The 23,596-nt window shown below is 55.3% G+C and carries 23 protein-coding genes and 1 pseudogene; 9 read left to right on the plus strand and 15 right to left on the minus strand.

What is annotated here, in order from left to right:
• Nucleotides 1-97 precede the first annotated feature (97 nt).
• Nucleotides 98-1,606 (minus strand): MFS transporter, encoded by a 1,509-nt coding sequence (locus TU92_RS10925; RefSeq protein WP_112167400.1) that lies wholly within the window; start codon nt 1,604-1,606, stop codon nt 98-100.
• 373 nt (nt 1,607-1,979) lie between these two features.
• On the opposite strand from TU92_RS10925, the gene osmF reads away from it, so the two are divergent.
• The 4 genes from osmF to TU92_RS10945 are packed head-to-tail and all read left to right on the plus strand — an operon-like array spanning nt 1,980 to nt 5,820.
• A complete protein-coding gene (osmF, locus tag TU92_RS10930) occupies nt 1,980-2,894 on the plus strand; it encodes a glycine betaine ABC transporter substrate-binding protein OsmF (RefSeq protein WP_244207726.1) in 915 nt (304 codons plus the stop codon).
• A gap of 60 nt (nt 2,895-2,954) precedes the next feature.
• Nucleotides 2,955-4,124: an ABC transporter permease gene (locus TU92_RS10935; RefSeq protein ID WP_112167056.1), complete on the plus strand. Its 1,170-nt coding sequence runs from the start codon at nt 2,955-2,957 to the stop codon at nt 4,122-4,124.
• Nucleotides 4,121-5,065 (plus strand): ABC transporter ATP-binding protein, encoded by a 945-nt coding sequence (locus tag TU92_RS10940; RefSeq protein ID WP_112167058.1) that lies wholly within the window; start codon nt 4,121-4,123, stop codon nt 5,063-5,065. The genes TU92_RS10935 and TU92_RS10940 overlap by 4 nt, the downstream gene beginning before the upstream one ends.
• The gene (locus tag TU92_RS10945; RefSeq protein ID WP_112167060.1) at nt 5,062-5,820 is read left to right on the plus strand and encodes an ABC transporter permease; all 759 of its coding nucleotides are present in this window, start codon (nt 5,062-5,064) and stop codon (nt 5,818-5,820) included. Before TU92_RS10940 ends, TU92_RS10945 begins: the two co-directional genes overlap by 4 nt.
• Nucleotides 5,821-5,898: 78 nt before the next feature.
• Here the strand turns inward: TU92_RS10945 and TU92_RS22575 are convergent.
• Nucleotides 5,899-6,000 (minus strand): annotated as a pseudogene (locus TU92_RS22575) (hypothetical protein); the annotation flags it as partial.
• A 225-nt stretch (nt 6,001-6,225) separates the two neighbouring features.
• Between TU92_RS22575 and yedA the strand changes: the two are divergent.
• The gene (yedA, locus tag TU92_RS10955; protein ID WP_112167063.1) at nt 6,226-7,140 is read left to right on the plus strand and encodes a drug/metabolite exporter YedA; all 915 of its coding nucleotides are present in this window, start codon (nt 6,226-6,228) and stop codon (nt 7,138-7,140) included.
• A gap of 4 nt (nt 7,141-7,144) precedes the next feature.
• Here the strand turns inward: yedA and TU92_RS10960 are convergent, their stop codons facing one another.
• From TU92_RS10960 to TU92_RS11000, 9 genes are all read right to left on the minus strand, one after another.
• Entirely contained in the window at nt 7,145-7,648 is a 504-nt protein-coding gene (locus TU92_RS10960; protein WP_413534410.1) for a DUF3833 domain-containing protein, read from the minus strand.
• 67 nt (nt 7,649-7,715) lie between these two features.
• On the minus strand, nt 7,716-8,243 hold the full coding sequence (locus TU92_RS10965) for a chalcone isomerase family protein (RefSeq protein WP_112167067.1): 528 nt from the start codon (nt 8,241-8,243) through the stop codon (nt 7,716-7,718).
• Nucleotides 8,240-8,731, minus strand: coding sequence for a DUF2878 domain-containing protein (locus TU92_RS10970; RefSeq protein WP_112167069.1), 492 nt, complete (start codon nt 8,729-8,731; stop codon nt 8,240-8,242). The genes TU92_RS10965 and TU92_RS10970 overlap by 4 nt, the downstream gene beginning before the upstream one ends.
• Nucleotides 8,728-9,960 carry an SAM-dependent methyltransferase gene (locus TU92_RS10975; RefSeq protein WP_112167071.1) on the minus strand — a complete coding sequence of 411 codons (1,233 nt, stop codon included), beginning with the start codon at nt 9,958-9,960 and terminating at the stop codon, nt 8,728-8,730. The genes TU92_RS10970 and TU92_RS10975 overlap by 4 nt, the downstream gene beginning before the upstream one ends.
• A gap of 2 nt (nt 9,961-9,962) precedes the next feature.
• The gene (locus tag TU92_RS10980) at nt 9,963-10,679 is read right to left on the minus strand and encodes a DUF1365 domain-containing protein (protein WP_112167073.1); all 717 of its coding nucleotides are present in this window, start codon (nt 10,677-10,679) and stop codon (nt 9,963-9,965) included.
• The gene (locus TU92_RS10985) at nt 10,676-12,037 is read right to left on the minus strand and encodes an NAD(P)/FAD-dependent oxidoreductase (protein WP_112167075.1); all 1,362 of its coding nucleotides are present in this window, start codon (nt 12,035-12,037) and stop codon (nt 10,676-10,678) included. The genes TU92_RS10980 and TU92_RS10985 overlap by 4 nt, the downstream gene beginning before the upstream one ends.
• A gap of 1 nt (nt 12,038) precedes the next feature.
• Nucleotides 12,039-12,755 carry an SDR family NAD(P)-dependent oxidoreductase gene (locus TU92_RS10990; RefSeq protein ID WP_112167078.1) on the minus strand — a complete coding sequence of 239 codons (717 nt, stop codon included), beginning with the start codon at nt 12,753-12,755 and terminating at the stop codon, nt 12,039-12,041.
• Nucleotides 12,755-13,207, minus strand: coding sequence for a nuclear transport factor 2 family protein (locus TU92_RS10995; protein WP_112167080.1), 453 nt, complete (start codon nt 13,205-13,207; stop codon nt 12,755-12,757). The genes TU92_RS10990 and TU92_RS10995 overlap by 1 nt, the downstream gene beginning before the upstream one ends.
• Nucleotides 13,207-14,040, minus strand: coding sequence for a MerR family transcriptional regulator (locus TU92_RS11000; protein ID WP_112167082.1), 834 nt, complete (start codon nt 14,038-14,040; stop codon nt 13,207-13,209). Before TU92_RS11000 ends, TU92_RS10995 begins: the two co-directional genes overlap by 1 nt.
• A gap of 177 nt (nt 14,041-14,217) precedes the next feature.
• On the opposite strand from TU92_RS11000, the gene TU92_RS11005 reads away from it, so the two are divergent.
• Together TU92_RS11005 and TU92_RS11010 are read left to right on the plus strand one after the other, a co-directional pair.
• Nucleotides 14,218-14,787: a helix-turn-helix domain-containing protein gene (locus TU92_RS11005; RefSeq protein ID WP_112167084.1), complete on the plus strand. Its 570-nt coding sequence runs from the start codon at nt 14,218-14,220 to the stop codon at nt 14,785-14,787.
• 27 nt (nt 14,788-14,814) lie between these two features.
• Nucleotides 14,815-15,351 (plus strand): GNAT family N-acetyltransferase, encoded by a 537-nt coding sequence (locus TU92_RS11010; RefSeq protein WP_112167085.1) that lies wholly within the window; start codon nt 14,815-14,817, stop codon nt 15,349-15,351.
• A 361-nt stretch (nt 15,352-15,712) separates the two neighbouring features.
• Here the strand turns inward: TU92_RS11010 and TU92_RS11015 are convergent, their stop codons facing one another.
• Nucleotides 15,713-17,698, minus strand: a complete 1,986-nt coding sequence (locus TU92_RS11015; RefSeq protein ID WP_112167087.1) for a DUF4034 domain-containing protein — start codon at nt 17,696-17,698, stop codon at nt 15,713-15,715.
• A 778-nt stretch (nt 17,699-18,476) separates the two neighbouring features.
• Between TU92_RS11015 and ompC the strand changes: the two genes are divergently transcribed.
• Together ompC and TU92_RS11025 are read left to right on the plus strand one after the other, a co-directional pair.
• Complete coding sequence (gene ompC, locus TU92_RS11020; protein ID WP_112167089.1) at nt 18,477-19,604, plus strand: porin OmpC; 1,128 nt, start codon at nt 18,477-18,479, stop codon at nt 19,602-19,604.
• Nucleotides 19,605-19,774: 170 nt separating this feature from the next.
• A complete protein-coding gene (locus tag TU92_RS11025; RefSeq protein WP_112167091.1) occupies nt 19,775-20,242 on the plus strand; it encodes a nuclear transport factor 2 family protein in 468 nt (155 codons plus the stop codon).
• Between the two features lie 5 nt (nt 20,243-20,247).
• Here TU92_RS11025 and TU92_RS11030 read toward each other — a convergent pair whose 3' ends face one another.
• From TU92_RS11030 to TU92_RS11040, 3 genes are all read right to left on the minus strand, one after another.
• Nucleotides 20,248-20,634, minus strand: coding sequence for a helix-turn-helix domain-containing protein (locus tag TU92_RS11030; protein ID WP_056778417.1), 387 nt, complete (start codon nt 20,632-20,634; stop codon nt 20,248-20,250).
• Nucleotides 20,635-21,119: 485 nt separating this feature from the next.
• Nucleotides 21,120-22,892 (minus strand): penicillin-binding transpeptidase domain-containing protein, encoded by a 1,773-nt coding sequence (locus TU92_RS11035; protein WP_112167092.1) that lies wholly within the window; start codon nt 22,890-22,892, stop codon nt 21,120-21,122.
• Nucleotides 22,893-23,114: 222 nt separating this feature from the next.
• On the minus strand, nt 23,115-23,357 hold the full coding sequence (locus TU92_RS11040) for a DinI family protein (RefSeq protein WP_112167099.1): 243 nt from the start codon (nt 23,355-23,357) through the stop codon (nt 23,115-23,117).
• Nucleotides 23,358-23,596 lie beyond the last annotated feature (239 nt).

Here is a 23,596-nt window from a genome sequence, read left to right on the forward strand (position 1 = left end):
TCGTGCGCTAACAGACCTCCCCCCTTAGCAGGGGGAGGAGCAAGCATAAGATTTTGCCGCACATCCAAAACAACAGAATGTGCCCTTGTGTAAGCGATTAAACCGCTGCCCCCGGTTTATTTTCCTGTTGAAAATCCTCAGCATCCACATCATACCCCGAGGGTTCCCACCGTATCGCCGTCAGCACGATTAAGCCCGCCAGCGGCGCCAGTGCAATAACCCAAAACACCCCGGTTCCCAGCGCAGCGGATAAAACAGGGAAGAGGAACAGCGACAGGGTGGAAGAGCTGCGCATCAGCGTCTGGTTGAAACCCACCCCCATACCGCGCAGCGACGTCGGATAGCTGAGCGACGCGAACGTCATGGTGTGCGAGCCCGGACCAAAGCCCTGACCGAACAGGAACAGTGCCAGCATCGCGATGGAGATGGCTGCTTCACCACCATCGGCAGGGCGGCCCACGACCGCCAGACCGATCATCGCAACCAGCTGGCAGGCGTAACCGGCGTAAGTCATCTTCCACGCGCCGAATTTAGACACGTAGCGCACTGCAATCAGCCCGCCGACAAAGGCGAAGCACAGGTTCAGACCGAGTGAGAACAGGATAGTGCTGATCATCGACTGCTGAAGGAAACTCGACAGGATAACCGGTAGCCCGAATGCCACAGCGTTATAGGCAAATGATGACGCCACGGCAGTGACGGTTGCCAGCACGGTGCGGCGCAGATAGACCCCCTGTAAAAGCGTGCCGTAATTACGCCATGCGGCTTTACGCACTTTCACCTGCGGCGTTTTATCGGCATCGTCCGCGACTACTGCATTGATATTGTAGGACTTGCGCAGAATCGCCGCCGCGCCCTGCAAATCTCCCTGATTGGCAGCCCAGACCGGAGATTCGTTCATGTAACGATGGCGGATAGCGATGATCAGAATCGCCGGTACCGCACCGAAACCGAGGATCAGACGCCACAGCCAGTCGGTGTGCGTGGCGGGCAGCACGGCGTACAGCAACAGAACCAGCAGATAAGAAATACTGATTGCCGCGTACCATGTCGGGCACCACATCGCCACGCGCGATGCTTTATTGCCGCGCCCCTGAAGTTTGGAAAACTCGGCCAGAAACGCCATCGCCACCGGCAGGTCGATCCCCACGCCCAGTCCCATCACAAATCGTGACCCGCCGAGCACCCATTCGTTCGGCGCAAACGCACACGCCAGCGCGGCGATCACGAAGAAGAACATATCGGCCATGAATACGCGGTAGCGGCCAATTTTGTCGGTCAGATAGCCTCCCAGCAACGCCCCGACAATCGCCCCGAAGGTGATCGCCGACGCCACAAATCCTGCGCCGGAAGGAGATAACCCGAACTGGCGGGTAATATCTTTCATCCCGAAGGCCAGCGCACCGAGGTCATAGGCGTCGAGGAAAACGCCTCCCAGCGCAATGGCGATAACGACACGCGCGTCGCTCAGTTTGGCAGCGCCGCGGTTCACTAACTGAGTAATATCGGAGGCGGAACGAATCACCACCGGTTGATCAGACGCCGCATCCGCCGCGCTGAAGCTCCCTGAAGAAGCAGCATTTGAGGCCGCAATAGAATCAGACATTATTGTGTTTACGCTTTTTGACAAAAAAACCAGCATAGAGGCGACGTGATGCCCGTCACAAGTCCTGATTACCTGAGAAATGAAATCAAATGGCTATAACTTAAAACAAAGCGATCTAAGACCGGGCGCGATATACGCCCGCAGCGTTGCCCGCATTATCCATTTCGCAGATTAGCTCCGCACATATCCGCATTTCCCACCGCCCGCATCTCCTGCTTTTATAGCTGACCATCAGACTTCTTACCTAAAATTGAACTATCCTTGTTAGCACGCTGTTTTCACTGATGAAAGCGAGTTTGAAAGACCGTCGCCCGGCGACATAAATCGAAAAAAATCAAAAAGAGGACTGACCATGACTGCATTAACAGGGCGTATGCGGGTGCTGACCGCAGCAATGCTGGCGCTGTCGGCGATGAGCTTCACCGCGCACGCAGCGGATGACACGGTTCGCGTCGGCTCGAAAATTGATACCGAAGGCTCGCTGCTCGGTAACATCATCATTCAGGTGCTGGAAGCCAACGGCATCAAGACCACCAATAAACTGCAACTGGGGACGACCAAGGTCGTGCGCGGGGCGATCACTGCCGGTGAGATTGATATCTACCCAGAATACACCGGTAACGGCGCATTCTTCTTCTCGGACGATAAAGATCCCGCCTGGAAAAATGCACAAGCCGGTTTTGATAAAGTCAAAAAGCTTGATTACGACCAGAATAAAATCGTCTGGCTCGATCCGTCTCCGGCCAATAACACCTGGACCATCGCGGTGCGTAACGACGTGGCGAGCGCCCATGGCCTGAAATCCCTGGCCGACTTAGGCAAATACATCAGCACTGGCGGCGATTTCAAACTGGCCGCGTCGGCGGAATTTATCGAACGTCCGGATGCATTACCGGCGTTTGAAAATGCCTACGGTTTCAAGCTCAATCAGGCACAGCTGCTGTCATTAGCAGGCGGCGATACTGCGGTGACCATTAAAGCCGCGGCGGAGAAAACGTCCGGCGTGAATGCGGCAATGGCCTACGGGACTGACGGCCCGGTGGCGGCGCTTGGCCTGCAAACGCTGGAAGATCCGCAAGGCGTTCAGCCTATCTACGCGCCAGCGCCTATCATTCGTGAAGCGGCGCTGAAAGCGCATCCGAACATCCCAACGCTGCTCAAACCTGTCTTTGCATCACTGGATACCAAAACGCTGCAAACGCTGAATGCGAAAATCGCAGTCGGCGGCCAGGATGCGAAGAAAGTTGCGGCGAAGTATTTGCAGGAAAAGGGTTTCGTTAAAAAATAATCGGGCAGTGACGCCCTGAGCACGATCTTCGGATCGTGCTCACCGGACTCAGGTACTGTTTTGACTCATCACTCATTCGTCAAAAACCGTGTCTTACTGACGCTGGTTTTGCTGCTGTTGCTGGCCGGTTACGGTCTGGCATTTCTCAGCCATGCGCCCAACCGGCTGGTCTCGGGGCAGGGCATTCCTTTATTAACGCTGCTGCACGGCTACTTTGCGCTGATTTTACTGCCTGCTCTGTTATTGCTGGCGGCGGCTTTCGTCCGGCTCTATGGCAAAAATCATCTGCTGGTGATGCTGCTGGCGGAAATCCTGCTGACCGCGCTGGTGTGGCTGGCCGGGCACAGTGCGGTCCAGCTGACCGGCGGCGATGAAGACAGCATTGCGCGCACGTCCCTCGGCGGCGGCTTCTGGGCGGCGGCGGCGCTGTGCCTGCTGATAGCCTCCGACGCCATCTCCCGGTTTACCCGCAATCACAGCCTGCGCATCGTGCTTAACGTGCAGATGATTTTGCCGGTGGTGGTGCTATTGGCCTACGGCCAGCTGGCCGAACTTTCGTTGTTAAAAGAATACGATAACCGTTCTGACGTGTTTAACGACGCGGTATGGCAGCATCTGGGCATTCTGTTGGGCACGCTGGTGCCCGCGGTACTCATCGGCCTGCCGGTCGGATTACTGTGTCATCGCAAAGCGCGCTGGCGCGGGCCGGTGCTGTCGGTGCTCAATATCATTCAGACCGTGCCGTCGATTGCGCTGTTTGGTTTGCTGCTCGCGCCGCTGGCCGGGCTCGCCCGCGCGCTGCCGTGGCTGGCGGAGCATGGGATTAGCGGCATCGGGCTTGCACCGGCGATTATCGCGCTGGTGCTGTATTCCCTGTTGCCGCTGGTGCGCGGCGTTATCGCCGGACTCGAGTCGGTGCCGGAAGCGGTGATCGAATCGGCGCGCGGCATGGGCATGAACCGCGGGCAGATTTTTTTGCGCGTGCAGCTGCCCATCGCCTTGCCGGTCATCCTCACCGGTATCCGTATCGTGGCGGTGCAAACCGTGGGTATGGCGATGGTCGCGGCGCTGATAGGCGCGGGCGGTCTGGGTGCCATCATGTTTCAGGGATTACTCAGCAGCGCGCTGGATCTGGTGCTGCTCGGTGTTATCCCGGCGGTGTTGATGGCCGTTGTCGTCGACAGCGTCTTTAAATTCGCAGTCTCAATACTGGAAACCTCACGCAGATGATTCATTTCAAGCAGGTAAGCAAACACTTTGCCGGAAAAGCGGTCGTGCGTGACCTGACGCTGGAAATGGCCAAAGGCGAATTTACGGTGCTGATCGGCACCTCCGGCTCGGGTAAATCCACCACGTTGAAAATGATCAACCGGCTGGTGGAGCACGATCGCGGGGAGATTCTCTTCGCCGGTGAACCTATCGAAAAATTCCGTGCGCAGGATTTACGCCGCCGGATGGGGTACGCGATCCAGTCGATCGGCCTGTTCCCGCACTGGACAGTGGAAGAGAATATCGCCACCGTACCGCAGCTGTTGAAATGGCCGAAAACGAAAATCCGCGACCGTGTGACCGAACTGCTGGAGTTGCTCAATCTCGATCCCAGACAGTTCCGTCATCGCTATCCGCATCAGCTTTCCGGCGGGCAACAGCAGCGTGTCGGTGTGGCGCGCGCGCTGGCGTCTGATCCGGAAGTGCTGCTGATGGATGAACCTTTTGGCGCACTCGATCCGGTGACCCGCGCGACGTTGCAGGAAGAGGTCGCGCGGATCCATAAAATGACGCATCGCACTATTGTGCTGGTGACGCACGATATCGACGAGGCACTGGCGCTGGCCGACCGCATCGTGCTGCTCAACGACGGGCAGGTGGTGCAGCAGGGCACACCGCTGGAATTGCTGACCAAACCGGCGACGCCGTTTGTGCGTGATTTCTTTGGCGGCAGCGATATGGGCATCCGTTTGCTGTCATTGCAGGAAGTGGGATCGCGTACGCGCCACGGTGAGCTTTACGACGGCAGCCAAAAACCATTGGTGGCGTCGATGAGCCTGAGTCAGGCGTTGTCGAAATTTGTCGCGCAGCAGGTTCAGCAACTGCCTGTAGTCGATGAGGATGGGCAGCCGCTCGGCGTGCTGCATTTTGCCGATCTGACCGCACAAAGGAGCGAGGCATGAAACACGGTTTTCGACGGCTTATCACCGATCCCTTACCCTGGCTTTTTGCCGTGTTGCTGGCGCTCATCTTTGGCATGACGTCGCTCGGCGGGGTATTTCACTGGATGTTTCCTGAGCTCAGTCGCCCGGTTTATCAGCAGGAAAGCTTTGCCTCGCTGGTGCAGGCGCATCTGTTGCTGGTCGGGGTCTCGAGCTTGATTGCGGTGGTGATCGGTGTGGCGGCGGGCGTTGGCGTCACGCGCCCTGCGGGGAAAGAGTTTCGTTCACTGGTCGAAACGCTGGTGGCGATGGGGCAGACCTTTCCGCCGGTCGCGGTGCTTGCCGTGGCGGTGCCGGTCATGGGATTTAGCGAAAAACCGGCGATTATTGCGCTGGTGCTGTACGGCTTGCTGCCGATTTTACAGGGGACGATTGCCGGTATTGAATCGGTCTCTCCCTCGGCGCGTGAGATAGCGCAGGGCGTTGGGATGAGCCGCTGGCAGATGCTGCGTAAAGTGGAAATCCCGCTGGCGGCACCGGTTATTATCGCCGGGATCCGCACCTCGGTTATCATCAATATCGGTACGGCGGCGATCGCTTCGACGGTCGGCACATCCAGCCTGGGCTCGCCAATTATTATCGGCCTGAGCGGCTTTAATACTGCCTATGTATTGCAGGGCGCGGTGATTGTCGCGCTGCTGGCGATTTGCGTGGATATGCTGTTCGAACGCTGGAGCCGCTGGTTACATCGCTGGCAGCAGCGGTCGGTGGAGTGATCAGTTGGCGGAAGCGGAAGATGACGGCGCAGGGACGACGGAAGGGGCGTCGTTATCGTTTGCCGGTTTGGCGTCATCCTGAATGACGACGGCGTAACCCGCGACCATCACACCACCAATCGCGCCAATCGCCATCAGACCAAACAGCGCGATAAATAATTTTTTGCCAAGCGAATTCATGTGTTGTACCTCAAAAATATCAGCCCCGAATTATAAGTCCTTTGCGGCTACGGGCAACATACTATTCATGCGATGACTACTTTATCCTCCAGCGTCTCTTCATTTTTTGTCATATGCAGACACTTTTTAACAACATTTTAGCGCGATCGCACAGAATTCCTTGCCGTTAATCAGAGCAATAGCGTTAACTGTCTGCCTTCGTTATCACGCTAATAAGTTACTCCTATGCCTTTTGCTTCGCGTTCCCTGTTGCCGTTAATCGCTGCATTATTTGCGCTGTATTTTATCTGGGGCTCTACCTATTTTGTGATCCGCGTAGGGGTGGAAAGCTGGCCGCCGCTGATGATGGCCGGTCTGCGTTTCTTCGTCGCCGGATGTGTACTGTTTACGTTTCTGATGCTGCGCGGGCATAAATTTCCCGGCCTGAAACAGTGGCTTTCTGCCGCCGCAGTGGGGATTTTACTGCTGTCGGTGGGCAATGGGCTGGTGACCGTCGCCGAACATATGCAGGTGCCATCGGGTATTGCCGCGGTGATGGTGGCGACCGTACCGCTGTTTACGCTGTGCTTTAGCCGTCTGTGGGGCATGCCAAACAGCCGTCTGGAATGGACCGGCGTCGGTATCGGCCTGTTCGGCATTGTGTTGCTAAATACCGGCAGCAATCTGGAAGGAAACCCGTGGGGCGCCGCGCTGATTTTGCTGGCATCTCTCAGCTGGGCATTCGGTTCGGTGTGGAGTTCGCGCCTGACCTTACCGGTCGGCCTGATGGCGGGTGCGGCGGAAATGATCGTCGCCGGCGTTGTACTGCTTATCGCCAGCCAACTGAACGGCGAGCATCTGACCGCTACGCCTTCGCTGCACGGCTTCCTGGCACTGGGGTATCTGATTGTGTTCGGCTCGATGATTGCCATCAGCGCCTACATGTTCCTCTTGAAAACCGTGCGTCCGGCCATTGCCACCAGCTACGCCTACGTGAACCCGATTGTCGCGGTGCTGCTCGGCATCGGCTTTGCCGGAGAATCCCTTTCACCGGTTGAATGGGTGGCGTTAGGGATTATCCTGTGCGCAGTGCTCTTGGTCACGCTGGGCAAATTCGTCTTCGGGCGCAGGAAGACGGTGATTAAAGAGGTGAAGGTATAAGCTTTTACTTCTTCTCAAAGAACAGCGTGACCCGCGCCACTTCGACGCCGAATTTTTTAAGCGACGTGACGTTAAACAGATGCTGTTCGTCCTGCTGATAAATCCAGTCGTCGAAAGTCAGGCGGTAGGTACTGCCGCCTGATTTGACGTCCATCACGTAGTTCCAGTTAAACGCGTTGCCTGCCGACTGACCTTTTGCCGTGCCGATGATATCGCCTGCGGTGCCGGTGTAGGTGCCATCGGCGAGTTTGCGGATGTGCCAGACGCGGGTTTGTTTTTCGCCGTCGTCATACACAAAATCTTCGTGCAGGGTCAGCGTATCGGCCACCACGTCACCGCGAATTTTCACTGCGAAGCGCCGCGTTTGTTTGTGGGTGTAATCCTGCACCATGCCGTAGGCCACGCTGTCACCTTTGAAATAGGCGAAAATATCCAGCTTTGGCTGCGTCTGTGCGTAATCTTTAATGTCGGCGCTGCAACTGGTGAGTAACAGCACGCAGGCCGCCATCAGACCGAGAAAACCTTTGCGTAAAACAGAGTGTGAAACTGTCATAAAACCTCCGGTCGGATTAACGTTAATCTGACGCCGATGCGCCGATCAGCTTGCTGCGTAAATCAGGATACTGCGTGGCGGGCGAGAGCCAGATCGCCAGAAAAGCGTCGCGGAATTCAGGGCTGAAGGATTCACCGACCGGCGCAATTATCGCGCTGTTGGCCGCACGGCTGTAAAACTGACCGCCGGATTTTGTCGCCAAAAAAACGATTTCGCTGCCGTTGCTGACGTCCGGCCAGGTTTTTCCGACGGCCTCCAGCCAGCCGTTCTTCTGCGCGTCACTTTCCATGCCCAGTTTCTGCCACTGCTCTTCGGTGGCTTTGGTCAGTTCCTGACTGTCGATGCTGCGCAAATATTCAATGGACAGCGCCTGGGGCCATTTCTGCGCCTCATATTTCCCGTCGGGTGTCAGTAATGAGGAGTGGTAGACCTCGAACGGTCCCCAGCTCAGGGTGGCGCGGCCAACCTGTTGCCACTGCGCCCAGGGCGTTGAGGCGAAGGCGGAGAATGAAAACATCAGCGCCAGTGCGACGGTTAGCCATCTTTTCATTGCTTTCTCCTGTTGAGCAAAACCGGCAGGCTGATGAGCGGCAGGAAAATCGCCCAGCCTGCGGCCATCAGCAGCCAGACGTAAGACGGTGAAGCCAGAAGGTTCATCGCGCCGAGCCGCATACCAAGGTAATACGCCAGCGGACCGCTGACCGCGCCGAGAGGAATCAGCCAGTACCACGTCAGGCGAAGATGCCCGAGAAGCCACAGCCACCACGCGCTGAACCCCAGCCACAGCGCCATCATCCACGGCGGAACGCCGGTCGAACCGGTGAATTCAAACAGCCCGAGAATGCACCACAGCGAATCCAAAATAATGCCCAGCGAACACACTGCCGCCACCCACAAACGGCGACGCGACGGCGTAAATGCCAGCATCAGAAAACTGCTGATCAGCAGCAGCACAATAAATCGCTCGCGCCCCCATACGGCCAGCGTCCACCAGGCATCAAAGCCCAGCGTCAGCAGCCAGAAGCGCAGGGAATTCATGCGCGTCGCTCGGCAATCAGCTGGACGGTGCTGATGGTGCGGGCGCGGAATCCGGCCTCGCAGTAGCACAGGTAAAACAGCCACAGGCGACGGAAACGCTCGTCCTGTGCGCCATCGAGCTGTGCGTTCCAGTAGCGCTGCACGCGTTCGCGCCATTCGTGCAAGGTGCGGGCATAGTCGAAACCGATATCGAACAGATCGCGCACCACCAGCCCGGTGCAGCGGGTCATGGTGTCATTCATGGCGGTGATGGAAGGCAGAAAACCGCCGGGAAACACGTAGCGTTGAATGAAATCGACGTTGCGGCTGTACGAGGCGTAACGCTGATCGGCAATGGTGATGGCCTGAATCGCCATGCGTCCGTTGGGTTTGAGCAGGGCGTTGCAGCGTTTGAAGAAGGTTTTGAGATAACGCTTGCCGACCGCTTCGATCATCTCGATGGAGACCAGCTTGTCGAACTGTCCGCGCAGGGCGCGATAGTCTTCGAACAGTACGGTAACGCGGTCGGTTAAACCGGCTTTTTCGATGCGCTGACAGGCAAAGTCGTACTGCTCGCGGGAAATGGTGGTGGTGGTGACCTGGCAGCCGTATTCGCGCGCGGCGAACTCTGCCATCGCACCCCAGCCGGTACCGATTTCCAGCAAATGATCGCCCGCATGCAGTTGCAACTGATCGCACAGACGGCGCATTTTCGCTTCCTGAGCCTGCTCCAGCGTCATCTGCGGTTCCTGATACCAGGCGGAAGAATAGAGCATCTTCTCATCGAGAAAGCCCTGATAAAAATCGTTGCCGAGATCGTAGTGCGCAGAAATGTTTTTGCGCGCCTGCGACGGGCTGTTGCGGCGAAAGAAGTGGATCAGGCTGTTGACCGGCGCGGTGACCCAGCTCAGACGGGCTTCGAGCTTATCGACCAGCTTGAGGTTTTCCGCCAGCAGTTGCAGCACGGTGGTCAGATTGGGCGTCGTCCAGTCGCCGTCAATGTAACTTTCCCCGGCGGCGATGCTGCCGCCGAGTAACACACGACGGTAGGCGCGCAGATTGTGTACCTCGATTTCGCCCTGCAACGGCGCGGCCGGGTCACCAAAAAAGACGGCATTTTCACCGGCTTCCTGCAGGGTCAGACCGGCACCATGCAGCTGTTTTAAAACGCCGAGAATCAGTGCGCGTGCAGCCTTGCTGCGCCGGTTAGTCGCCCCATCGCGGGCGAGTTGCACTTCGGGTTGGCTCATGGTCAGTCCTTATCAACAGGAGGATGCGAATAAATCGGTGCCCGTTTCAGCCACAGTTTCACGGCCTGCCAGTAAATGGTCAGGGCGGTTTTTGCGGTCATCAGGGGCAGTCGCCACAATTGCTTGCGCAGCGCCTCGCGGGTGAGCGGGAGCGACTTCAGCGACAGAGCGGCATCGAATTCACGTTCTTTGCGGTGATTTTCGATAGTGATGTGTAACTCTTTTCCGGGAGGTGTCAGCCGCCAGTGATAGACCATGTCCATCGGATTGAAGGGCGACACATGAAAGGCTTTCGGCACCGGCTGCGAGCCGTCGGGGACGACGGCGTAAGTGTGGCGTTCGTTCCAGGGCGTATTACGCACCTCGGCCAGCATCCAGCGCAAAACTCCGGTCTTATCATAAAGGTAGTAAAAATTAACCGGATTGAAATAACAGCCGAAATAACACAGCTGGCACAGCAACATCACGCGGCCATCAGGGCGTTCCCCGGTCAGTTCGGCAATTCTGTTCTGTGCTTTGGTTTTGATGTCGCCGCCGCCGAGATAATCTTTGCGGCGAAAGCTGGCGGCGGAAAATCTTTCCAGTTTGATGCCAACGGCGGGCAACTGCTCCAGTTCGTCGAGATCAATCAGCGGCATAAAAATGTCGTAGTCGAAGCGATGCTCAACCGGCGTAAACCGGCGATGGCGCACCGTGCCGACGTACAGCGTGCTGTTCATGACATTTCCAGCGCAGCAGGCGTGTGTTGTTCAGCTTCGCGTTGCAGCTGCAAATCCAGTTGTTCGACCACGTCGCGGGCGCTGTTCACGCCATCCTCATGAAAACCGTTGTACCAGTACGCGCCGCAAAACCAGGTACGGTGATGGCCATTGATGCGAAAACGCTGCTGTTGCGCGTGATGGCTGGCCAGATTCAGCACCGGATGCATGTAGGTTGCGCGGAACAGCACTTTGCTTTCATCAATCGGCGAGAGCGGATTGAGCGAAACGCAGAACGTTTGCGGTGCTTCCAGCCCCTGCAAAATATTCATGTTATAGGTCACGCTGGCGCGGCGGGTGTGCGCCGGGCTGGTATCGCGCATATCGGCACGGGAGGAAGATTTCAGCGAATTGGGCAACTGATAATTCCAGCTCGCCCACGCGCGTTTTTCACGCGGCAGCAGACGGGTGTCGGTATGCAGGATAACGTCGTTGGCCTGATACGGCAGTGCGCCGAGAACGGCACGTTCTTGCGTCGTGGCGCTGTCGCCCAAAATCGCCAGCGCCTGATCGGAATGGCAGGCGAAAATCACCTGATCAAAGGATTCGTCGCCGCGCGTGGTGGAGTGAAGCGTCACGTTGCTGGCGGTGCGGGTGATGTTGGTCACCGGCGTGTTAGTGCGCAGCGTCACGCGGCGCGGCAACTTTTCCTGCATCTTGCGAATGTATTCCCGCGAGCCGCCGGGCACCACCATCCACTGCGGACGGTTCGTCACATCGAGCAGACCATGGTTGTCGAAAAATCGCAGAAACATCGACAGAGGGAAATTCGCCATATCGCTCAGGGAAGAAGACCAGATCGCCGCACCCATCGGTAATACATAGTGCAGGGCGAAAAACGGCGTGAAACCGTTCTGATCGAGCAAATCGGCCAGCGTATCTTCGTCATTGTGCGCATTGAGCAGACGCGCTTTGCACAGTTTGTTAAAGCGCAAAATTTCCCTAATAAACCGCCAGAACTGCGGTTTGAAGAAATTACGTCGCTGAGCAAACAGGCTGTTGAGCGAGTGGCCGTTATACTCCAGCCCGCTCACCGGGTTGCGCACCGAGAAACTCATTTCAGTCGGCGTGCCTTCAATGCCCAGCTCTTTGAGCAACGCGATGAAACCGGGATAGGTGCGGGTGTTATAGACAATAAAACCGGTGTCGATGGCGTACGTTTTACCGTCGCAAACCACGTCCTGCGTGGCGGTATGTCCGCCCAGCGTCTCCGCAGATTCAAATACGGTAATTTCTGCATCAGGCTGGCGTTGTGCCAGTAACCACGCACAGCTCAGACCGGAAATACCGCTGCCGACGATAGCCACTTTTGTTGTCATCTTATCTCACCATTTTTCGGCTTAACCATTTTTGAATGCTGACCGGCAGCAGCGAGGCGACCTTCAGTAAGCGGGCAAAAAGTGGCGGGAAGGCAATTTCACTGGCACCGTGCGCCAGCTTTTTACGAATATGTGCCGAGGCCTGATTGACGGTCACCATCATCGGCATCGGGAAGTCATTGCGTGAAGTGAGGGGCGTATCGACAAAGCCCGGCTGGATCAGCGAAACGTGGATGTCCCGCGCTATCAGGTCGACCGACAGCGAACGGGCGAAATACGCCAGCGCCGCTTTGGATGCCCCGTAAGCTTCAGCGCGCGGGAACGGCAGCAAGGAGGCGGTGGAACCGACCAGCGCGACGCGGCTGCCCGCCGCTAAACCCGGCAGCAGGGCATCGAGACAGTTCACCGGCCCCATAAAATTGGTACTAATGACCCGCGCGACTTTTTCAGCCTCAACCACGCCATTATCCAGATACTCACAGGTTCCGGCGCAGAGGATGACTAAATCTGCTGTCACGCCCTGCAATGCCTGACGTGTTTCATCCAAATCCGTAATATCAAAACGCAGCGGAATAATCAAAGGACTGTGCGCGGCCACGGCGTCAAGTTTGGCGGCGTCGCGCCCGCAGGCGGTCACTTCCCAGCCTTCATCGGCGTAATCCTGCGCCAGTTGCTGACCGATACCCGAACTGGCACCGGTAATCAGTACGCGGCGCATTATTTCAACCTGGCTTTAATGGCGCGGACGGCACCGCCGAGCATCGGGACGTGCTCGTAAATCATCGCGCCGAGATCGTAATAATCACGCTGGTAGATGATACGGTTTTCCGCCAGACGTAAATGGCTGGCGCCGTTAAGTGACATCGCGTGGCCTTTTTTCAATGACGGATGGGAATACTCCATCCGCCAGAATAACGATGCTTCATCGCCCTGAACCAGCGCAGGCTGAATATCAAAGCGGCAGTAGTTAACTTTTTTGAGCAGCTGCGCGAAGTAACGCTCCAGCGCGTCGACGCCGTCGTAATGTGATACCGGATCGATAAACACCACGTGCGGATGATAGATGCGCGACAGCTGCGGGAGCAGGCTCATGTCCAGATGACGATAAAAGTCACAGAGTCGTGTCAATACGTCGGCGGGCAGGGGAGGTTCAGGAAAATGTTTAATCATTATTTTTCCTTAAATTTGTGTAACGGGACGATGGTCGGATCATCGAAAGGAACGTCTTCTGCCTCCTCGTGACTACCTGCCTCCGCTGCCAGCAACACCGAGGCGCTGCCAAGCAAAATGATCGTGAGCCCTTGCTCCACCCACTGAGCCATACGTAAACGCTCAATCTGCGTCAGTTTTCCTTCCGCCCAGACATAAATCCGATCGCACAACAGATTTTCTAAATGTGGATCTTCGAGCGGCGCGGGCAGAACTTCCACCTGCATCCCTTCTTCACAACGAACTATCGCTTCCAGCCACAGTTCGGCGGTGTCAATGACGCCCCAGCCCAGCACCACAGCCCGAAGGCCAGGCCGTTTGCGGGCGGCGTTCATGCACATCACCGCGTGCTCAATCACCAGGCCATCGAACAGGCTGCGCAAGGTACGCAGGCGGTGATCGCCGGGGTTAAGGCGCGCACGCAGCGGGCGGAAGACATTATCGACCAGCGCTGCGGCCGGATATTCGCGACCCAGTTCGGTTATCACCTGACGCACTTTCTGATTCTGGCCTTTTTGCAGCGCGGTCAGCAGCCGGTGCTCGGATTCTGACCAGTCGCCGGATAATGCCTCGACTTTGCCTTCGAGCAGCGATTTGACCTGACCGACCGGGATACCGCGTTCTATCCAGCCAAGAATGGTGCGGATGGTGTCGAGATCGTCGTCATTAAACAGCCGGTGGCCGCCTTCTGTGCGCTGCGGTTTAAGCAGGCCGTAACGGCGTTGCCACGCACGGAGCGTGACCGGATTGATACCACAAATGCGAGCAACCTCGCCGATGCTGTAAAGTGACATTCGCTACCCAAATATTCATAAGACTAATGTTAACTCTAGCGTCTTGGCTCAAAGTTGTACAACTTTATTATTTTTGTACAACTTAGCTAATACTAACGGATTACATTATTTTAACTTGCCAGTTTCCCTGATTAGAGATAATTTCCCTGTATTGAGAATTCGGGTAAGGGAACGGGAATGGAAGACGAACAGGACAGCCACGATTTACGGCTGGCAGAACGGCTGGCGGAATTACGCATTGGGCAGGGTTGGTCGCTTGAACAGCTGGCGCAGCGGACCGGCATCAGCCGGGCCACGCTGTCGCGCATCGAACGGGCGGAAACCAGCCCGACCGCGTCGGTACTGGGAAAGCTGAGCGCAACGTATGGCCTGACCACGTCAAGACTGCTGATGGCGCTGGAAGACAATCCGCCGGAGCTGATTCGCGCCGCCCTGCAACCGGTCTGGCATGATCGCGAAACCGGTTTCGAACGTCGCTCGGTATCCGCGCCTGCACCGGGTTTTCGCGCTGAACTGATTTCCGGCCGGTTAAAAGCCGGTGCCACCATTGTTTATGATTCCCCGCCGGTTGTCGGCCTGGAGCAGCACATCTGGATGTTGGAAGGCCTGCTGGATTTCACGCTGGATTCGCGCTGTTATCGGCTCGAACCGGGCGATTGCCTGCGATTTCATCTTCACGGCGCATCCTCCTTTTATGTTCCGGGCCCGGCCGATGCGCGTTATGCGATCGTCATCTCCCGTCCTTAATCTCAGTCAGAAATAAGGTGTAACGCTATGCAAAGCGGCAGTGAAATAGTGATCAGTGAAGTGCAGGGCGGTGTGCTACCGGCAGCCGATCTCGATGCCCTGGCGGAGACGCTGATGCAGTCAGTCGCGCTGGGTGCGAGTATTGGTTTCGTGCTGCCGTTTGGATTTGTGCAGGCGCAGGCGTTCTGGCAAAAGCTGTTGCCCGCTTTCGAGCGCGGAGAACGGCGTTTGCTGGTGGCGCGCCTTGACGGGATTATCGTGGGAACGGTGCAACTGGTGGTCGATCAGCCTGCTAACGGTGAACATCGCGGGGATGTGGTGAAACTGATGGTGCACCCGGATGGCCGCCGTAAAGGCATCGCCCGTCTGTTGATGGAGCGGGTTGAAACGCTGGCGCGCGAAGCAGGCAAAACGCTGCTGGTGCTGGACACGGTCACCGGCAGCCCTGCGCAGACACTTTATGAAAATCAGGGTTTTACGCTGAGTGGCATGATTCCGCATTACGCGATGTCGACCGGGGGAATTCTGGAGTCAACGAGTGTGATGTATAAGGTATTGATTTGAGTGCAGCAGAACGCTGCACCCTGGATGCCTAAGTCGGATCGAAAATATTTCGGTTTCTCACGAACAGCGATCACTTACCCTACTGTGCTGAAACCGCCCAAAGAGGGCCAGGACGGGCCCTCTTTGGAATCTCCACGTGTTTTAAAACATGCACTGCCGCTGGAACGAAGGACGTGTTCTGTAGCTCCCGCGTGTGGCGCAAAACCCTGCGGCAATGACTGTGGCTGCTGAAACAGAGCCGGGATGCATGGCACGTGTTTTGAAGAGTCCGGGATTCTTAAGGGCGGCGGCGATAAGCCGTCCTTAAGGCCGGTTTGGGTGGCAACCCAAGGTTTTGACCTTGAAGTCGATTTTAAAGCCGCTAGTGCAGCAGCTCCTGCCGAAACACCTGAGTGGGATCGCTTCCCTCACTTTTTCTCTTATCCTGCCACAAATTCATCCGCGCTCTCAGCGACCCGTTAAGCTCTTCATGAACCTTTCTGGCCGCCTCCGATTCGGGATTCATTTCCAGTACGAACGCCATAAACTGATCTGCGATGTAGCGGTTTTTCTTCACACCGGTGCCGGTCAGCCAGGCCATGCCCAGCGTGTAGGCGGCTTCGGCGCGATCCGGATGTTCGGCGTTGTGCAAAATCTCCGGCAGCCAGTGTTCGGCAGCCTGACGTTTTTCGGCGTCAGATCCGTTATCCAGCGCGCAGCTGGCGCGCCAGTAGGCGGCGGATAAATGCCCTGCGTCCATCGCGCGCTGATACCACTGCATCGCCTGTTCGTAATCTGGCTCTCCGCCAAGACCTTCACGCAGGGCGTTGGCACAGGTGAACATCGCCGGCACCATTCCGGAGCGCGCGGCGCTCAGCACGCAATCCATCGCATTGCTATCATTGTGATACTGAGCCGGAACGTCCTGATGCCAGGTATTGCGGTAGAAAAAGTACAGCTCATAACAATGGATGGCGCTGCCGTGGCGGGCCATCTCGGTCATCAGAAAATGCGCAGCGTCCAGATCGTCATTGATCGCCATATCGTGCGCCAGCGTGACCAGATCTTTAGCGGGTTTTTCGTCGCCGGATTGCTGCATCAGCGACCACGCGTGATCCATCAATCCGCTGCACAACTCCGGTTTTGCCGGTAATCCATATAAACCCGAGTGAAGCGCAGCGGCGGCAAAGGCCACCAGCGTCGGGTTATTGGCCTGACTGAGCGCGCGGGTGAGAAGCTGCGTAAGAACCGGCAAACCTTCTTCATTACCGTTCGCCAGCACCGCGCGGGAGATAAACATCGTGGCGAAATGCCCCGGCATGGCCTGCGCTGAAACGGCAAACAGATCGTGATAAACGGCTAATCCGGCCTGATCGTCATCCTGCCAGTAGGCGATGCAAATACCTGCCAGATCCAGCAAACGGATGCGTGTGTCGGGGTCGAGAGATTGCGAGAGTAAATCAGCCAGACGTTGTTGTAATTCGAGGGCACGCGGCGATTCACGATCGGCAATATCGCCAGACAGCGCATCGCAAAGGGCATTCGCGCGAAACTGATTGCGTTCTTCTTCGCTGAATTCCGCACACAGCGGGCTGTCGATAATCAGCATCTGTTGCTCGTCGCTGCCGCCCCAGAAGGCGGAATGGAACAACAAATAGGATTCCATGGTGCCGACGTCGGCATGACGTACCGACATCGCCATGCGCAGCCAGTGATCCACCGCTTCTTCACCGGCTTTGCGGGTATCGTGTAAAGCGGCGGGCAAGTTTTGCGGCCAGTGCGTGGCGGGTTCAAACCCGAGGGCGTGGAGGTGAGCGACACCAGCCTGCCAGATTTCACTGCCCTGAATCGAAAACTTTTCATGCAAGGGTAATGGGATTTCACCGGCGAACAGGGATTTCAGCCAGTAGGGTTCGCCGAAGCCGCCGCTGAGATTCATCATATGGCGGTAGGCGTGTGTCGGGCGCTGATGCAATTTAATTGCGCGTAAAAAAGCCAGAACGGCGTAGTCGCAGCACAACTGCGCGCCCAGCCACTGGTGATCCTCCACTTCCCGACCGGCCTGCGTCTGGCGGATAAGCCATGCATTTTCATGCCAGACCATACCGAGTAAGACGTGGGCGTGATAACTCTGCGGGCATTGCTGCGCCCAGTCGCTGAGAATTTCCAGCGGATTGAGCGGAGGGGATTCGGTACCGGTAAACAGCGTCGCCGGGTGCATCAGCAGGCCGTAAACGCTGAGATCGTCAGTCTGGTTCTGCCAGCCACGCATCAGTGACAACAGCCACTCGTCGAGTTTTAGAAAACGGCGGGTTGCCAGCAGCATTCTGGCTTTGGATATGTTGTCGGACTGATCCTGTTGTGGCATGAGTTTCCCTGAACGGTTATGAAGCCTGAACTGTCGGATAATGAAGGTATAACGTGGCAACGCAGTCTAACGTTGTTGAGTGCGCAGATCAGCGAGATTGCTCTGACTTTGCTTATACTACCGGATCCGTTCCTGAGTGACGAACAAACCCTGCATAATTTATCGGTTAATAATCAGGCTTTATTTCCTTTCTAATTCCGCCATTTAGATATCAGATATTAATAAAATGCGGGTGTGAAATAAGGAGAAAGCGTGAATTAATTGTGGAGGAGTAATGTCGATATGTGTAATAACCACTGCGAAGTAATATCACCTGTCGTAATCATATTTTAAAAAGCAAAAAAAAACCGACCACAATGGGTCGGCTGTTGTTTCCACAAAACGGGGAATGAGGGTAATTCAATAACAAATAATGATGATAGCGAGATGAAGTATATATTAATGCTGAGGATTTGCTTTATCAGTTAGTGCGGTAACTATCTGAGTTATTTTATTGATTTTAAACGTAATTGTATAAAATTAGCTTTGCGTGCTTTATTTTAACATAGATAAATAGAGGTAAATTTACTGTTTTTAAATATCTTGTTACATCTTACTGTATATAGGAAATGTCTTAACTAACTTGGTAGCATTTTCTCTCTGGATTAATAGTAATTATAACCAGAGAATGAATTTGCCATGTCGGGCCAAAAATTAAAAAAGTTTTACCTCAGTAAAAAAGTAAAAAAGATACTTTACATTCAGTGGCACGGCTCGACACCTATCGAGGATAAATAAAATGAAACTCCGTGTTCTCTCGCTCATGATCCCAGCATTAGTAGTGGCGGGCTCAGCAAGTGCGGCAGAAGTCTATAATAAAGATGGCAACAAACTGGACCTTTACGGTCTGGTTGACGGTTTACACTATTTTTCCAACAACGCCGGTTCTGACGGCGATCAGAGCTACATTCGTTTAGGTTTCAAAGGTGAAACGCAGATAACCGACCAACTGACCGGCTATGGACAGTGGGAATATCAGGTTCAGGCCAACCAGGCTGAGAGCTCTGACGACGGCGATCGCGCCTTCACCCGTTATGGGTTTGCCGGTCTGAAATTTGGTGATATGGGCTCATTTGACTATGGTCGTAACAACGGCGTGCTGTACGACGTCGCGGCGTGGACCGACATGCAGCCAGAGTTCGATGGATCCACTTATGGCGCGGACCAGTTCCTCTTCCAGCGTACCAACGGCGTAGCGACCTACCGTAACGATAACTTCTTCGGCATGGTTGATGGCCTGCACTTTGCCCTGCAATATCAGGGTAAAAACGACAGCGGCGGCGGTGAACCGGGTACGCGTGATGTGCTGACCCAGAACGGTGATGGTTACGGGATGTCCCTGAGCTACGATATTGGCGCTGGCGTCAGCGTGGCGGGTGCCTTCTTCAACTCTGACCGTACTGACGAGCAAAACTCTGCACCGGGGATCATGGGCGACGGCAAAAAAGCCGAAGGCTATACCGGTGGCCTGAAATATGACGCCAACAACGTCTATCTGGCCGCAATGTTCACTCAGGCGTACAACGCTTCCCGCTTCGGTTCTACCGATTCAGAAGCTTACGGTTATGCGAATGAGTCTCAGGCATTCGAAGCCTACGCCAGCTACCAGTTCGACTTCGGTCTGCGTCCGTTCGTGGCGTATAACCAGACTCGCGGTAAAGATTTAGGCACAGACCGTCTGGGTAATAACTACCAGGATCAGGATCTGGTCAAATTCGTCGATCTGGGTGCGACCTATTACTTCAACAAAAACATGTCGGCCTACGTTGACTACAAAATCAACCTGATCGACAGCAGCACCTTCACCGACAACGCTGGTATCAATACCGATGACGTGACGGCGGTGGGTCTGGTTTACCAGTTCTAAGCGTGCCTTTCTCAGACACAGAATGCGTTTAGAATTGTGCAGTAAAGAATGAGCAGTAAAAGAGCGCGGCCATCAGTGGCCGCGTTTTTTTATGGGCACGATTTGGCGTGAGAACCCCGCTAAACGCCGCTATTGTGTCGGGAGTATTTTCTTCTACAGCCGAGGTCAGTATGTCAATCAAACCACCGTTACCGCCATTCACCCGCGAAAGCGCCATCGAAAAAATCCGTCTGGCCGAAGATGCGTGGAACAGCCGCGATCCACAGCGGGTCAGTCAGGTTTATTCAGCCGATACCCGCTGGCGCAACCGCAGCGAATTCGTTGAGGGGCAGGAAGCCGTCGTCGCATTTTTACAACGCAAATGGGCGAAAGAACTGGAATACCGTTTGATTAAAGAACTTTGGGCCTTTGACGGCGCGCGGATTGCGGTGCGCTTTGCCTATGAATGGAAAGATGATTCCGGCAACTGGTTCCGCAGCTTTGGTAACGAAAACTGGGAGTTTAACGAACAGGGGCAGATGTTTGCGCGTCACGCCTGTATCAACGATTTACCGATTCAGGAAAGTGAACGCCAGTTCCACTGGCCGCTGGGGCGCAGGCCGGATACGCATCCCGGCCTGAGTGACATGGGGTTCTGACAGCCTCAGGCTGATTTCTGGTGGATCAAATGCAGCGGGGGAGAAACATCGAGTTTGATGTCGGGGTTTTGGCGGAATTCATGGGGCGTAATGTTGAAACGCTTGCGGAACATGTAGGTGAAATGCGACTGCGAGCCGAATCCGAAATCCATCGCAATATCAAAAATCGGTGTTTCACTGCTGCTCAGCTGATAGACAGCGCTCGCCAGACGACGTTCTCTGATGTACTTCCCCAGAGAAATGCCTGTCGATTCCTTGAACAGTTTTTGCATGTGCCAGAGCGAATAGCCTGAGTACTCAGCCAGTTCTTCGAGGTGGATCACGCGGCCAAGGTGGCCTTCGATCCATTTGCTGAGTGCGCTGACGATTGCGAGATGAATGTCTTGAGCCATAACCAGTCTGTATTAATGTCGAATATCGCTATTATACACGACTTCGCTCTGATGGCGTTGCAGGTGTTGCTCAGGAAAGTGGGGAACAAAATGGCCCGCAGAGCAGAACTGCGCGTGCAGCCTGGGGGGCCATGATTTAGCGTAACAGGATCCAGTGAATTAACCGGGCAATGCCATCGTCCAGAAGTACCATTCCGGCGAGAATAAGAACGATCAGAATGATAAAGTTCTTACGCGTTGGCATAAGCTACCTCAGTTACCAGGGGCCACTGCCCTGCATATTCAGTGCAATAACAGCCAGACACACCACAACAAAGACCAGCAAAACGATAAAAAGGCGTTTCATTGTTTTTTATCAGAGCCTGAGCTCTTCCTCCAGCATAGGGAAATCATCTGCAAGTTTCCTGAAACTGAGTTTCAGGAATCAAATCACGCGAACGTTAACCCTATTTCCCCCACAAATCCAGTGAACTTGTGACGCAGATCTACCCTTCAGTCGCCGGACGCCTCACCAGATCGGTCTTCTGCCCGCCGTTGATGATGGTGGTTGGCGGCGTTTCAGGCACCAGCGCGTCAGGGGCGATGTTCATGTGGTTGAGCACTTCACCCATGATTTGTCCGAAGATAGGGCCTGCCACCGAGCCACCGAAGTGTTTACCTGCCTGCGGATTGTTGACCATGACCACCAGCGCCACGCGCGGATTACTCGCCGGTGCGACGCCAGCCGTGTAGTTGATATAACCGCCGTCGTATTTGCCGCTGGCGCCCATTTTTTCTGCGGTACCGGTTTTGATAGCCAGCCGATAACCGGGAACCGCCGCACTCAGGCCAGAGCCGCCGGGCAGGGCGTCACTTTCCATCATGTGAATCACGGTGCGCACTACATCAGCGGACATAATGCGGGTGCCGAGAACCGGAGGCGTCACTTTGGTGATCGACAGCGGGCGATAAATACCTTCAGAACCGATGGTGGCGTATTCGCGGGCGATTTGCAGCGGCGTGACGCGCAGGCCGTAGCCGAAGGAGAACGTGGCGCGTTCGATATCCGCCCAGCGCTCACGGTGCGCCGGGAAGTAACCGCTGCTCTCGCCGCCGATGCCTAAATCTGTGGCTTTGCCTAAACCGAAGGACTGATAGAGCTGCACCAGCACGTTGGCTGGCATCGCCAGCGCGATGTGCGAGACGGCAATATCACTGGATTTCTGCAAAATGCCGGTGATGGTTAACGCAGGCCAGTGGCCGACGTCTCTTATCAGGTGCCCGTTGACGGTGTACGGATGGGTATCAAGTACGGAGTCAGGACGGATCATCTTACGTGCCAGACCGGCCATCACCACCAGCGGTTTCACGGTTGAACCCGGCTCGAAGCTGTCGCTGATGGCGACGTTGCGCATGTCTTTGACCGCCACGCCAGCGTAGTTGTTCGGGTTATAGGACGGGAACGACGCCATGCCTAAAATTTCACCGGTGTTCACATCCACCAGTACCGCTGCGCCAGATTCAGCCTGATTGAGCAATACGCCGGTGCGCAGTCGCGAGTACAAAACGTACTGCATAAAGCTGTCGATGCTCAGGTTGATGGTCGGTGGCTGCTGTGGCGCGACTTCTTTCAATACGCCGATGACGTTACCGTGGCGATCCTGACGGTATTCGCGCATGCCCGGTTTACCTTCTAGCAGCGCGTTGAAGCCTTTTTCGATACCGTTCAGACCTTCGTTATCGGTGCCCACCACGCCGACCAGATTGGCCGCCGCTTCGCTCATCGGATAGTAACGGCTGTCGTCATGGATGCTGCTGATGCCACCCAGATGCAACTGACCGATATCATCGGCAATGCCTTCTTCAATTTTTCGGCCCAGATACACAAAGCGGCGCTGCGGATCGCTGTTAATGGTTTGCTGTAATTGTGACAGCGGCATATTTAGCGCGGAGGCCAGATACTGCCATTTCGGGCTGTTCAGATCGCTGTGCAATTCGAGAATGCGAAAGGGGTCGGCGACAATATCTTTGGAAGCGACGCTTAACGCCAGCGGATGGCCGTTACGGTCGGATATCGTCCCGCGCACGGCGGGAATAACGTTGGAACGCAGCGAGCGCGAGTCGGCTTCTTTTTCCAGCATCGGCTGATTGAGCAGTTGCAAATAGCCCACCCGGCCAAGCAAAAGCGCCATGCAACAGACAATGCCGAGGCAAATCAGCGCAAAGCGCTTGGCGTAAAAATGGGGTTGGGCGCTGGATTTTTTTGAGCTCGGTGGCATGGCGGTTTCGCAAAGTCATTGACGCATTTGAAGCGAAAAGCGAAGGTGCGCGGGAACACTAAAACCGGACAAAATCAATCCAGTGTGTACCCATTATATTGCGACTCATCGCTCTGATTGATAATGAATTTCGTATATCACCAATATCTTATATTAAGCCCAAGCTATGGATTGTTTATTTCAATTGCGCTTTGTAAGCAAGTGCAACCACAACGCCGTTTTTTATTCGACTGACAGCCATTCGTCGGCTTCTTCGAACATTTCCTCTAGCATTTGGTTTAATTGTGAACGTTCCTGCTTGCTGGCACCGTGGGTGTTCAGCCCGTTAGCCTGCATCGGCTTCACTTTCACGTCAGCATCCGGGAACATCCGGTGAACGCGTTTGGCCAGCTCGGCTTCAATTTTTTCACTGGCATTAGGGATGCCGGACACGTTCCGTTTGTCAAAAATCAGTTCAACCCGCATAACTTTCCTCGTTATTATCAATGTTATTAACTGGCTAAATATACAGTAACTGACCGGGGCGCTCTAGCTGTTTTTCACCGATGGACTGGAATCAGTTTCACCTTTTTGAGCGTAAATTCATGTAATTCGCGGCCCCTGGCTCTTGTGAATGTTTTGTTGCCAGTTAGAATGGCGCGGATATAGATGAGGGAACTGTGAATACACAACGGCGTTCAGCACTGATTTTTTTCTGCCTGGCA

It is taken from the genome of Rahnella inusitata (assembly GCF_003263515.1).
Taxonomy (GTDB): domain Bacteria; phylum Pseudomonadota; class Gammaproteobacteria; order Enterobacterales; family Enterobacteriaceae; genus Rahnella; species Rahnella inusitata.

Bases quoted from the DNA above. Each gene is read 5' to 3' on its own strand.
- TU92_RS10925 (WP_112167400.1), bottom strand. From the start codon at position 1,606: ATGTCTGATTCTATTGCGGCCTCAAATGCTGCTTCTTCAGGGAGCTTC.
- osmF (WP_244207726.1), top strand. From the start codon at position 1,980: ATGCGGGTGCTGACCGCAGCAATGCTGGCGCTGTCGGCGATGAGCTTC.
- TU92_RS10940 (WP_112167058.1), top strand. From the start codon at position 4,121: ATGATTCATTTCAAGCAGGTAAGCAAACACTTTGCCGGAAAAGCGGTC.
- TU92_RS10945 (WP_112167060.1), top strand. From the start codon at position 5,062: ATGAAACACGGTTTTCGACGGCTTATCACCGATCCCTTACCCTGGCTT.
- yedA (WP_112167063.1), top strand. From the start codon at position 6,226: ATGCCTTTTGCTTCGCGTTCCCTGTTGCCGTTAATCGCTGCATTATTT.
- TU92_RS10960 (WP_413534410.1), bottom strand. From the start codon at position 7,648: ATGGCGGCCTGCGTGCTGTTACTCACCAGTTGCAGCGCCGACATTAAA.
- TU92_RS10965 (WP_112167067.1), bottom strand. From the start codon at position 8,243: ATGAAAAGATGGCTAACCGTCGCACTGGCGCTGATGTTTTCATTCTCC.
- TU92_RS10970 (WP_112167069.1), bottom strand. From the start codon at position 8,731: ATGAATTCCCTGCGCTTCTGGCTGCTGACGCTGGGCTTTGATGCCTGG.
- TU92_RS10975 (WP_112167071.1), bottom strand. From the start codon at position 9,960: ATGAGCCAACCCGAAGTGCAACTCGCCCGCGATGGGGCGACTAACCGG.
- TU92_RS10980 (WP_112167073.1), bottom strand. From the start codon at position 10,679: ATGAACAGCACGCTGTACGTCGGCACGGTGCGCCATCGCCGGTTTACG.
- TU92_RS10985 (WP_112167075.1), bottom strand. From the start codon at position 12,037: ATGACAACAAAAGTGGCTATCGTCGGCAGCGGTATTTCCGGTCTGAGC.
- TU92_RS10990 (WP_112167078.1), bottom strand. From the start codon at position 12,755: ATGCGCCGCGTACTGATTACCGGTGCCAGTTCGGGTATCGGTCAGCAA.
- TU92_RS10995 (WP_112167080.1), bottom strand. From the start codon at position 13,207: ATGATTAAACATTTTCCTGAACCTCCCCTGCCCGCCGACGTATTGACA.
- TU92_RS11000 (WP_112167082.1), bottom strand. From the start codon at position 14,040: ATGTCACTTTACAGCATCGGCGAGGTTGCTCGCATTTGTGGTATCAAT.
- TU92_RS11005 (WP_112167084.1), top strand. From the start codon at position 14,218: ATGGAAGACGAACAGGACAGCCACGATTTACGGCTGGCAGAACGGCTG.
- TU92_RS11010 (WP_112167085.1), top strand. From the start codon at position 14,815: ATGCAAAGCGGCAGTGAAATAGTGATCAGTGAAGTGCAGGGCGGTGTG.
- TU92_RS11015 (WP_112167087.1), bottom strand. From the start codon at position 17,698: ATGCCACAACAGGATCAGTCCGACAACATATCCAAAGCCAGAATGCTG.
- ompC (WP_112167089.1), top strand. From the start codon at position 18,477: ATGAAACTCCGTGTTCTCTCGCTCATGATCCCAGCATTAGTAGTGGCG.
- TU92_RS11025 (WP_112167091.1), top strand. From the start codon at position 19,775: ATGTCAATCAAACCACCGTTACCGCCATTCACCCGCGAAAGCGCCATC.
- TU92_RS11030 (WP_056778417.1), bottom strand. From the start codon at position 20,634: ATGGCTCAAGACATTCATCTCGCAATCGTCAGCGCACTCAGCAAATGG.
- TU92_RS11035 (WP_112167092.1), bottom strand. From the start codon at position 22,892: ATGCCACCGAGCTCAAAAAAATCCAGCGCCCAACCCCATTTTTACGCC.
- TU92_RS11040 (WP_112167099.1), bottom strand. From the start codon at position 23,357: ATGCGGGTTGAACTGATTTTTGACAAACGGAACGTGTCCGGCATCCCT.